Annotated in this window: 9 protein-coding genes, 1 other RNA gene, 1 pseudogene and 1 other annotated feature; of the genes and pseudogenes, 10 read left to right on the top strand and 1 reads right to left on the bottom strand. The window is 35.9% G+C overall.

The window, feature by feature from the left end; translation table 11 throughout:
* The 7 genes and pseudogenes from A194_RS0102580 to ssrS form a co-directional block, all read left to right on the top strand.
* Positions 1-544, top strand: a 544-nt coding sequence (locus A194_RS0102580) for a single-stranded-DNA-specific exonuclease C-terminal domain-containing protein (protein ID WP_029424950.1), incomplete at its 5' end; no start/stop codon positions are given.
* Positions 534-1,046, top strand: coding sequence for an adenine phosphoribosyltransferase (locus tag A194_RS0102575; RefSeq protein ID WP_017185324.1), 513 nt, complete (start codon positions 534-536; stop codon positions 1,044-1,046). The genes A194_RS0102580 and A194_RS0102575, both read left to right, overlap by 11 nt.
* A 136-nt stretch (positions 1,047-1,182) precedes the next feature.
* Positions 1,183-3,376, top strand: a pseudogene (locus tag A194_RS17005) (RelA/SpoT family protein).
* Positions 3,377-3,388: 12 nt separating this feature from the next.
* Complete coding sequence (dtd, locus tag A194_RS0102565) at positions 3,389-3,835, top strand: D-aminoacyl-tRNA deacylase (RefSeq protein WP_017185322.1); 447 nt, start codon at positions 3,389-3,391, stop codon at positions 3,833-3,835.
* Positions 3,836-3,893: 58 nt separating this feature from the next.
* Positions 3,894-4,126, top strand: a binding site (T-box leader).
* A 97-nt stretch (positions 4,127-4,223) separates the two neighbouring features.
* A complete protein-coding gene (gene hisS, locus A194_RS0102560; RefSeq protein WP_017185321.1) occupies positions 4,224-5,492 on the top strand; it encodes a histidine--tRNA ligase in 1,269 nt (422 codons plus the stop codon).
* Positions 5,493-5,503: 11 nt separating this feature from the next.
* Positions 5,504-7,282, top strand: coding sequence for an aspartate--tRNA ligase (gene aspS / locus A194_RS0102555; RefSeq protein WP_017185320.1), 1,779 nt, complete (start codon positions 5,504-5,506; stop codon positions 7,280-7,282).
* Between the two features lie 96 nt (positions 7,283-7,378).
* Positions 7,379-7,564, top strand: a non-coding RNA gene (ssrS, locus tag A194_RS19615) — 6S RNA.
* 336 nt (positions 7,565-7,900) lie between these two features.
* Here the strand turns inward: ssrS and A194_RS0102550 are convergent.
* Entirely contained in the window at positions 7,901-8,575 is a 675-nt protein-coding gene (locus tag A194_RS0102550) for an RsfA family transcriptional regulator (protein WP_017185319.1), read from the bottom strand.
* A gap of 168 nt (positions 8,576-8,743) precedes the next feature.
* Here A194_RS0102550 and A194_RS0102545 point away from each other — a divergent pair, with 168 nt between their 5' ends.
* The 3 genes from A194_RS0102545 to A194_RS0102535 all read left to right on the top strand — a co-directional run bounded on the left by A194_RS0102545 (position 8,744) and on the right by A194_RS0102535 (position 11,784).
* A complete protein-coding gene (locus A194_RS0102545; protein WP_017185318.1) occupies positions 8,744-10,039 on the top strand; it encodes a replication-associated recombination protein A in 1,296 nt (431 codons plus the stop codon).
* A gap of 156 nt (positions 10,040-10,195) precedes the next feature.
* Entirely contained in the window at positions 10,196-10,615 is a 420-nt protein-coding gene (cymR, locus tag A194_RS0102540; RefSeq protein ID WP_017185317.1) for a cysteine metabolism transcriptional regulator CymR, read from the top strand.
* A gap of 20 nt (positions 10,616-10,635) precedes the next feature.
* Positions 10,636-11,784 (top strand): cysteine desulfurase family protein, encoded by a 1,149-nt coding sequence (locus A194_RS0102535; RefSeq protein ID WP_017185316.1) that lies wholly within the window; start codon positions 10,636-10,638, stop codon positions 11,782-11,784.
* Positions 11,785-11,795 lie beyond the last annotated feature (11 nt).

The following is an 11,795-nucleotide window of genomic DNA, read 5'->3' as shown; positions in this document are numbered from 1 at the left end:
TTTTGAGAAAGAAGCAAATTATTATCATTATAGTGAATTAACGTTACTTGATCGACAACAATATAACAAGTTAGTCTGCTTAGATTTACCCGAAACATTAGGGACATTTGAAGAAGCTATTCAGTTTACACAGTTTGAAGCTATTTATTTATGTTTTAACAATGAGAATAATCATCTATTTTCATTTATTCCAAGTAGGGATGCGTTCAAGACATTGTACGTTACATTGAAAAAACACCAAGTCATTAAAAATGAACAAAAATTTCAACTTGCTGAAGCAAAAAATTGGTCATTAGAGCAATTGGATTTCATGCTAGAAGTGTTTTTTGACTTGAACTTTGTTAAAATAACTAATGGTGATATAACTTTTAGAAACGATGTAGAGTTTAAACCGTTAGATGAGTCAGTAACGTATAAGCGAAAACAAGATGCGTTGAAAGTTGAAGAAACGTTGTACTATTCAACCTACGGAGAATTAAAGGATTGGATTGAGAGCAAGTTGTGCTTGCAAACGAAGGAAGGGGAAGTTGTACATGGATTATAAACAACATATATCGATTGTAGAAGACTGGCCAAAAAAAGGTATTAAATTTAAAGATATTACGACATTGATGGATAATGGTCCGGCTTTTAAATCAGCCATAGATGATATTGTAGAGTATGCAAAGGAACAAAATGTTGATGTGATCGTAGGACCAGAAGCACGTGGTTTTATCGTAGGTTGTCCAGTTGCTTACGCTTTGGAGGTAGGTTTTGCACCTGTACGTAAAGAAGGAAAGCTACCACGGGATACGATTAAAGTGGAGTATGGTTTAGAATATGGTACAGATGCTTTAACGATTCATAAAGATGCTATTAAACCAGGTCAACGTGTGTTATTTACTGACGATTTACTTGCAACTGGTGGTACAGTTGAAGCAACAATCGACTTAGTTGAGCAACTTGGTGGAGAAGTTGTAGGTTGTGCATTTTTAATCGAGTTAAGTTATTTAAACGGTCGAGAAAAGCTAAAAGATTATGATATACTAACTTTAATGGAGTATTAAGCTTAATGGCTGGCCAGATTTTGGTCAGCCAAGTTTATTTGAATTATTGAGTACATAGTTTAACTTTCCTTTACAATATTCAAATTATTATTATAGTTAGTTAAAAATCTGACTTTAGAAACACCTAGGTGATGTTATGGCTAAACATGAAACTAAAACAATTGAACAAGTAATCCAAGATGCGAGTCGTTATTTAAATGAAGAAAATACGACGTTTCTTAGGCTTGCCTATGATTACGCCAAAGAAGCGCATGAAGGTCAAATAAGAAAATCGGGAGAAGAATATATTATTCACCCTGTACAAGTTGCTAGTATTTTAGTTGATCTAGAAATGGACCCAGCAACGATTGCAAGTGGTTTCTTACACGATGTCATTGAAGATACTGGGATTACTTATGATGATTTAAAAGAAGAGTTTGGTGAAGAAGTAGCATCGCTCGTTGAAGGTGTGACCAAACTAGGTAAAATTAAATATAAATCGAAACAAGAGCAGCAAGCAGAAAACCACCGTAAGATGTTTATTGCGATGGCTAAAGATATACGCGTGATCTTAATTAAGTTGGCAGACCGTCTGCACAATATCAGAACTTTAGACCATTTACCAGAACATAAGCAAAGGCGAATTGCTAATGAAACTCTAGAAATCTTTGCTCCTTTAGCTCACCGCTTAGGTATATCCACAATTAAATGGGAACTAGAAGATATTTCATTAAGGTACTTAAACCCACAACAATATTATCGTATTGTTAACTTAATGAAGCAAAAGCGTGATGAGCGTGTCTATTATATTGAAAAAGTAATAAATGAGATTCAAGATCAATTAAAAGATGTGAATATTACAGCTGAAATCTCTGGACGACCGAAACATATTTATAGTATTTATCGTAAAATGGTTATTCAAAAGAAAGATTTTAACGAAATTTATGATTTACTAGCAGTTCGTGTCATCGTTAAAAGTATTAAAGACTGTTACGCTGTCTTAGGTATCATTCACACTTGTTGGAAGCCAATGCCTGGGCGATTTAAAGACTATATTGCAATGCCAAAACCGAACCTTTATCAGTCTCTTCACACGACAGTAATTGGTCCTAAAGGTGATCCACTTGAGGTGCAAATTCGAACTCAAGAGATGCACGAAATTGCTGAATATGGTATCGCTGCACATTGGGCGTATAAAGAAGGGCAAGATCACGATCAAGAGAATATGTCTAAACAATTAGCGTGGTTCCGAGAAATTCTTGAATGGCAAAGTGAAACAAATGATGCTGAAGAGTTTATGGAGTCATTAAAAGTTGATTTCTTTTCTGATATGGTTTACGTCTTCACACCGAATGGTGATGTAATAGAACTTCCGAGTGGCTCTGTTCCATTAGACTTTGCCTATAGAATTCATACAGAAGTAGGTAATAAAACGGTCGGATCTAAAGTAAACGGTAAGATCGAACCATTAGATTACCGACTTAAAACGGGTGACATCGTTGAAATGTTAACTTCAAAACATTCATATGGCCCCTCTGAAGACTGGCTTAAAATAACACAAACGTCGCAAGCTAAAAATAAAAATAAAACAGTTTTTCAAAAAACAACGTCGTGAAGAAAATGTCGAGCGTGGAAAAGAACTGATTGAAAAAGAAATTAAAAGTTTAGACCTTTCACCTAAAGCAGTTCTAGTTGAAGAAAACATTCAAAACGCATTAAGTCGTTTTCATTTAAACACGCTAGAAGATTTGTATGCTGCAGTTGGTTATCAAGGTATTACAGCACAACAAGCAACGAATCGTTTAACTGAAAAATTAATCGAGAAAGAAAAACCAGTTGATTTAGAAAATTCATTAATTGAAGCTCAACAAGAAGTAGAAACGAAAACTAAGAAAAAATCGACCGGAATTGGTGTGAATGTTAAAGGCGTGGACAACTTAATGGTTCGTCTTTCAAAATGTTGCAACCCAGTTCCTGGTGATGAAATTATTGGGTTTATTACAAAAGGACGCGGTGTTTCAGTTCACCGTGATGATTGTCCAAACATTAAAAACGAAGATGAGGCACGTTTAATTGATGTAGAATGGGAAGGTGTCAACCGTCAACGTAAAAACTATAGTGTCGATTTAGAAATTTCAGGTTTCGACCGAAATGGTTTATTAAATGAAATTCTACAAGTCGTTAACGAAACGAATACTGATATTGTCGCTGTCACAGGTAAATCCGACAAAAATAAAATGGCAGTCATTCATTTAACTATTCTAATTCAAAATGTTGATCATTTAAGACGAATTGTTGATCGGATTAAACATATAAGCGACGTATTTACCGTACAAAGAACGATACAGTAAGGAGATTTTGTAATGAGAGCAGTCATACAACGTGTTACGACAGGTTCGGTTGAGGCTAATGATGAACTAACTGGTTCAATTGAATTAGGTTTAGTTGTTCTGCTAGGGGTTACACATGAAGATGATGAGCAAGACTTGAAGTATATTGCTGATAAAGTGACTAACTTACGTATTTTTGAGGATGAACAAGGCAAATTAAACTTATCAGTAAAAGATGTCGGCGGGAAAGTATTATCGATTTCTCAGTTCACACTTTATGGAGATTGCCGAAAAGGTAGACGACCGAATTTTATGAGCGCAGCAAAACCTGACCAAGCAAATGGTCTTTATGAGAAGTTTAATGAAGAAGTGGCAAACTTAGGTGTTCCTGTAGAGACCGGAGCCTTTGGTGAACATATGAAAGTCACATTATTAAATGATGGCCCTGTTACTTTAATATTAGATTCAAAAGAAAAATAGAAAGTAACTTGACAATTTGTTAATTACTATATATGATTTATTAAACATTTGAATATGATTAAAACCTATGAAGGAAAAAGTAGTGAAAGTTGAACGATTTCAGAGAAGGTTTATCACGGCTGGAAATAAACCTATCAGTTCTTTTCATGAAAGACATTCTGGAGGCATGACATCGAACATTAGCAATATATAATTAGTAGGTGTTCATCGCGTCATCGCGTTATGATAATGAAGAGAAAGCAGTATATGCTTTAATCAGGGTGGCAACACGGGTGAAGTCTCGTCCCTATCAAACGTAAAGTTTGATAGGGGCGTTTTTTATTTTACGTAAAATTTTTAATATTTATTGATCACATAATAGCTTAGAAAATATAAGGAGGATTTTAACATGAACATTAGCGTTCCAAGAGGTACAGAAGACTTATTACCTGAAAATACAAAGCAATGGCAAGTAGTTGAAGATGCATTGAAAGGTTTAGCTCACACTTATCACTATGATGAAATTCGAACTCCAATGTTTGAACGGACTGAACTGTTCCAACGAGGAGTTGGAGATACGACAGATATCGTACAAAAGGAAATGTATACATTTGAAGATCGCGGTGGTAGAAGTTTGACTCTACGCCCAGAAGGAACGGCATCAGTAGCAAGATCTTACGTACAACACAAAATGCACGGTAATGCTGATCAACCGACAAAGCTTTATTACTTAGGACCAATGTTCAGATATGAACGTCCGCAGCAAGGGCGTACACGTCAATTTACTCAGTTTGGCATTGAGGCAATCGGAAGTGCTGATGCAGCAATTGATGCAGAAGTCATTGCATTTGCAATGGATTGTTATCAAGTACTAGGTTTAAAATCTTTAAAATTAGTTTTAAATAGTTTAGGTGACAAAGAAAGTCGTGAAGCACATAGGCAAGCTTTAGTTGAGCACTTTAAACCTTATCAAGAAGAGTTATGTTCAGATTGTCAAATGCGTTTAGAACAAAACCCTTTAAGGTTACTCGATTGTAAAGTGGACCGTGATCACCCAACAATGAGCACTGCCCCTTCAATTTTAGAGTATTTAAATGATTACTCTTCACAATATTTTGAAGAAGTTAAAAAGCATTTAGATGCAATGGGAATTTCTTATGTAGTCGATGAGACGTTAGTAAGGGGTCTTGATTATTACACACATACAGCTTTTGAAATTATGAGTGAGGCTGAGGGCTTTGGTTCGATTACGACATTATCTGGTGGTGGACGTTATAACGGCTTAATTCAAGACCTAGGAGGGCCTGAAAATTCAGGGATTGGTTTTGCATTAAGTATTGAACGTTTATTAATGGCTTTAGAAGCAGAAGGGATCACAGTTGAAACAGGCCATGCGCTTGATTGTTTCGTTATTACGATGGGTGATGAAGCGAAGTACACAGCTTCCAGTTTAGTTTATAAACTTAGAAAAGCAGGCTTTAGAACTGATCAAGATTTTCTAGACAAGAAAATGAAGGCGCAATTTAAAGCGGCTGACCGATATAAAGCGAAGTATGCCATTATCATTGGTGAAGATGAAGTAAACAATGGTGTTGCAAACGTTAAGAACTTAGTAGAAGGTGAACAAAAAACAATTGAATTCGATAAAATTATCGAACAGTTAGAAACGACAGTTTAAGGAGGATCATCATGGAACGTACACATTGTGGACATATTAGAACAGGACATGTCGACCAGAAAGTTAAATTAAAAGGTTGGGTGCAAAAGCGAAGAGATTTAGGCGGGTTAATTTTTATTGATTTAAGAGATCGTTCTGGAATTGTACAGACGGTTTTCAGTCCAGAACATAATGAAGAAGCATTACAAATAGCAGAAAAGTTAAGAAGTGAATACGTCGTTGAAATTGAAGGCACAGTTCTAAAGCGTGATGTTTCAACTATTAACGAAAATATGGCGACAGGTGAAGTTGAAGTGTTAGTAGATGGTGTAACTGTTGTTAACGAATCGAAAGCATTACCGATTAAAGTAGATGACCATAAAGACTTAACAGAAGAAACACGTCTGAAGTATCGTTATTTAGATTTACGACGTGAGCCAATGCAAGAAACGTTAATTTTAAGACATAGAACGGCTCAAGCGATCCGTCATTATTTAAACTCAAATGACTTTCTTGAGATGGAAACACCTATTTTAACGAAAAGTACACCTGAAGGGGCACGAGACTACTTAGTACCTAGCCGTGTTAACCCTGGTCAATTTTATGCTTTACCTCAATCACCACAAATTTTTAAGCAGTTGTTTATGGTATCAGGTTTTGAAAAGTATTATCAAATCACCCGTTGCTTTAGAGATGAAGACCTAAGAGCAGACCGTCAGCCAGAGTTTACACAGGTTGATATTGAAACATCTTTCTTATCACAGGAAGAAATTATGCAAATGACTGAAGAAATGCTTCAATCGGTTGTAAAAGAAGTTAAAGGGTTAGATGTGACACTGCCATTCCCTCGTATAACTTATGATGAAGCAATGGAACGCTATGGGTCAGATAAGCCTGATACACGTTTTGATTTAAAATTAGTTAATATGAGCGGTGTGTTCCAAAACAGTGGTTTTAAAGTATTTAAACAAGCTGTTGAATCAGGTGGAAAAGTAAGTGCTATAAACGTTAAAGGCTATGCAGATCAGTATTCTCGTAAAGACATTGATCATTTGACAGAATTCGTTTCTGTTTACGGAGCAAAAGGATTGGCTTGGATGAAAGTCGATGGTGAATCACTAACTGGACCAATCGCGAAATTCTTTGGAGAAGAAGAGGAACAATTAATCTTAGAAGCATTAAACGGCGAATCAAATGATTTATTGTTATTTGTAGCAGACAAACCGGATGTTGTTGCAGCAAGTTTAGGTGCTTTAAGGTCAAAATTAGGTAAAGATTTAAACTTAATTGATGAGAGCCAATTTAACTTCTTATGGGTTACTGACTGGCCATTATTTGAATATGATGAAGATGATGGACGATATCATGCTGCACACCATCCATTTACAATGCCCCAAACAGGAGATATGAACCAATTACATGAAGATCCTTCTAATGTTAAAGCAAAAGCCTATGATGTTGTTTTAAATGGTTATGAACTAGGTGGTGGTTCACTTCGTATTTATAAGAAAGACATGCAAGAAAAAATGTTTGAAGCATTAGGTTTCTCGAAAGAAGAAGCACATGAGCAATTTGGTTTCTTGCTAGAGGCTTTAGAATTTGGTGCGCCACCTCATGGAGGTATTGCTCTAGGTTTCGACCGCTTAGTGATGATTTTAGCTGGTAAAACGAATTTACGTGACACAATTGCGTTTCCTAAAACAGCTTCAGCATCAGACCTATTAACACAGGCTCCTTCTCAAGTTGATCAACATCAATTAGAAGAGCTTTACTTGCAAAGTATCGCGAAATATGAAAATAATCAAGGCTAAAGTACCTAAAAATTGCTACCATAGAACTACTCATTAGCACTTGAAACGATGTTAGCTTCATGCTATGATTTAATTACAAAATAACAAAGTAACCACTCAATCCTAATGTGTTCGTCTTACTCCACATAAGTTTTGACCGAACACTTATATTGTAGGGAGTCCGGACGTTTCCATATTGCGTAAAAGCCTTTGTTAAGGACTTACAAGATATATGGAACAGGACACCCACCTGCCTTGAGCGGGTTCAAAACAATACGGAGGGACGGCACAATTGGGATTGTTACATAAAGTCGAAAAACACTAATCAAATGAGATTAGTGTTTTATTTTAGTTCTAATAATTTGATTCTAAGTCAAATGTTGGGGTTCAGGTAAAAGACACCCTACCTTTTAAGTGAATTGTACAGCTACCCCGGATTGATGAATGAGCCGTTGGTTTGCGACTCGCTATCGGCGGATGTTTGTGCCCTGCGGATAAAAGCGAAGCATTATGATGTAGCGATGATAAATATATTTGTTAAAAGGATCATAAGTGGATGGTGTAAATTTTTACACCACCACATTTGAAATTGAACCATAAAAAAGGGTAAGGACTTGTTTTGTTCCTTACCCACCTTTTTTATTTAGCTATTTGTTGTAAATTACCGTTTTTCTCCATCTTAAATGATGGTGTCGTTACTTCATCTTCATCGAATACCATCATCTTACGAGCGCGATCCATAATGTTAATGAACGTTTGATAATCCTCTTGTAAGCTAGCGTATTGCTGCGACATCTCTTCTACCTTCGCTTTTAGTTGTTCATTCTCATTTCGAACAGTTTCATTCTCATGTTTTAAAGCTTCTAGCTCACTATTGATTTGTTCATTCAGTTGATCTGAAGTTTTCAGTTGGTTTAATTGCTGAATGATAGAGTCAATAGAAGGAGCACTAGTAGATACTTCATTTGTTTGTACTGGCAATGGAGCTTCCTCTACTGGCATTGCTGTTTCTTCTGCTGTCATTGGTAGATTTACTTCAGGCTGTACAGTACGTCTCGGTTGAGGCTTTCCTTGTTGTTGGGCTTTTTTCCTCTGTTTTCTTTGCCTTTTCGCTAAATCTACTGCTTTCTCATAGTTTTTTCTAACTTCAGCATTCCATCTAAAGCCACATGCTGCAGCTGTACGATTCAGTTGATCACCAACTTCTTCAAAAGCATTTAACTGTGTACTTCCTTCTCTTATATGTCTTAGCACAGTTTCAGCTAATAATAGGTCATCTTCGTGAGACCAAGCATCTTGACGAACTTTCACCATATGTTTTCATCCTTTCATTTTAAATCATTTATGTTTGTATAATTAATAGTTTTCTATTTCTATCATGCGCAATAAGCTATTATTTTATACATAAGAGGTGATTATTCGTCAATTCACCTTTGAATATAGTAAAATAATATAAGAGTTAAGACTAAAAGGAGTTCTAACATGTTTTTTAAAGAGCCATTAGCATACCGAATGAGACCTGAAACAATTGAAGATGTGATCGGTCAAGATGACGTAATTGATGAAAGTACACCATTGTATAAAATGATTAAACAAGGACATGTCCCATCAATGATTTTATATGGAGAGCCTGGGACTGGTAAAACTTCACTAGCATTTGCCATAGCAGGATCTACAAATCAAGATTTCTATGCGATTAATGCTACAACTTCTAGTAAAAAAGAAATAGAAGAGATTACTGCTAAAGCTAAAATGAGTGAAGGAGCCATTTTATTTATTGATGAGATCCATCGATTTAATAAAAGCCAGCAAGATTATTTATTGAAAGCTTTGGAAGAAGGTGTTATTACATTAATTGGTGCAACTACAGAAAACCCTTACCACAGTGTAAATAACGCAATTCGCTCAAGGTGTGGTCAAATTAAGCAGTTATCATTATTATCAGCTGAAGCGGTTAAAACATTACTGAACAAAGCATTAAATGATCAGTATAGAGGATTAGGCCATTTAAACATTGATATAAAAGATCATTTATTAGAACAAATTGCTTCTATAACAGGAGATGCGAGAACGGCATTAACTTTATTAGAAGATATTGTTTTTGCATCAGACCAAAATGAAAAAGGCACCTATGTTGTTGATGAAGATACAGTTAATTATTGCATCCGTAATAAAGGTTTTTCGCACGATAAAAAAGGTGATATTTATTATAATTTATTATCAAGTTTCCAAAAAAGTATTAGAGGAAGTGACGTTAATGCCGCGTTACATTACTTAGCTAGACTGTTAGAAGGTGGCGACCTAGAAGCTATTACAAGAAGGTTACTCGTCATTGCCTATGAGGATATCGGTTTAGCGAATCCACAACTTTGTTCACGAGTATTACCTGCTATTGAATCAGTTGAACGACTTGGATTACCTGAAGGGAGAATTCCACTATCTGTAGTGACTGTTGAATTATCTTTATCTCCAAAATCAAACACAGCTTATAAAGCATTAGATCAAGCAATAACCCATGTGCAAAAAGGTATTACTTCAGATATCCCTGACCATTTAAAAGACACTCATTATCACGGTGCTAAAGATTTAGGGCACGGTATTGAATACAAATATCCTCACAATTACACAGGGTCTTGGGTTTATCAAGAATACTTGCCAGAAAAGTTGAAAGATGCCAGTTATTATACACCGAAAGAAATTGGTGAAGAAAAGCGGTTGGCTCAAGTGTATGACAAGTTGAATACACTAAAGCAGAAAGCACGCCATAATAAAACTTAACTAATGCATGACGGCTTACATCATGCTATAATGTCACATGGTTTTTAACAGTTTATCTTTACAGTAATTTATAAAAATTATGATGTTACTTTAGAATCACAACAGCGTGTTATACTGATTAATGTAGAAAGATGAGCGTTTAAGGAGGAGCTTTAATTGAAGATTTCAACTAAAGGCCGATACGGTCTAACCATTATGATTGCTTTAGCCAAAAATTACGGAGATAAGCCGATTCCATTAAAGGCGATCGCTTCTGAGTATGATTTATCTGAGCATTATTTAGAACAATTAATCGCTCCTCTTAGAAATGAGGGGTTAGTAAAAAGTGTAAGAGGTGCAAAAGGCGGTTATTTATTAACGCGTGAGCCAAAACTAATTACTGCTGCAGATATTATTAAAACTTTAGAAGGTCCAATTCGACCTGTCGAAGAGATGGATGATGAAGAACCATCAAAACGTGAATTATGGAAAAGAATACGCGATGCGGTAAAAGACGTTTTAGAAACGACTTCTTTACAAGACCTCGTCGATTATGATGACAATAACTATCAAGAAGAGCATATGTTTTATATTTAGTTACAAAGAAGGTGAATGAAGTGTCACATATCTATTTAGACCATGCTGCTACAACGCCGTTACATGAATCGGTTCAAGAACAGATGACTACAGTTATGCAAAATCATTTTGGTAATCCATCTAGTATTCACTTCTTCGGAAGAGATAGCCGAAAATTGCTAGATCAAGCGCGAACGACTATTGCTAAAAGTATTAATGCGCCATTTACATCGTTAATCTTTACAAGTGGTGGTACTGAGGCAAATAATTTAGCGATCTTCGGTAGTGTTTATGCTAATGAACAGTATGGACGCCATATTATTACGACACAAATTGAACACCATGCCGTACTACACCCGTGTGAACAGCTAGAAAGTGAAGGCTTTGATATCACGTACTTACCTGTAGATGAAACTGGACAAGTCGATATTAACCAGCTTAAAGAAGCATTAAGGGACGACACAATTTTAGTGACGATCATGTCGGTTAATAATGAAGTGGGTGTTATTCAACCCATACAAGAAATTGGTGAATTGTTAGAAGACCATCAAGCTATTTTCCATACTGATGCTGTACAAGCATATGGCGTACAACAGATCGATGTTCAGGAGATGAAAGTAGACCTACTAACAGCATCTTCGCATAAAATTTATGGCCCGAAAGGCGTTGGCTTTTTATATAAACATGAAAAACATCACTTAAAACAGCAAGTATTTGGTGGAGAACAAGAACGTAAGTGGCGTTCGGGTACAGAGAATACTCTAGCAATTGCTGGTTTCGAACAAGCTGTAAAAGTATTGATGGAAGAACGAGAAAGCCGCAATAAACATTATCAAAATCTATTCAATGAACTCCTTACTCAATTAGAAAAACAAGATATGGAGTTCTCAATAAATGGGGATTTGAATAACCGAGTGTCCAATATTGTTAATATTAGTTTCCCTAAAACAGAGGTCGAAATGTTTTTAACGAATCTAGACTTAGCGGGTATAGCAGTGTCGTCTGGTTCTGCTTGTACAGCAGGTTCAATAGACCCGTCACACGTTTTAAAAGCGATGTATGGTGAAGATGATGAGCGGTTATATAATTCGATTCGATTTAGTTTTGGGATTCATAATACTTTAGATGAAATGAAGCAAGTTGCTGAAAAGATTCAGCCGATTGTCGAACGATTAAAGAGTTTATCATAAAGGTGGTGAGA

The sequence above is a fragment of the Alkalibacillus haloalkaliphilus C5 genome, from assembly GCF_000269905.1.
Taxonomy (GTDB): Bacteria; Bacillota; Bacilli; order Bacillales; family Alkalibacillaceae; genus Alkalibacillus; species Alkalibacillus haloalkaliphilus_A.
This window is presented reverse-complemented; position numbering and strand designations above follow the sequence as displayed.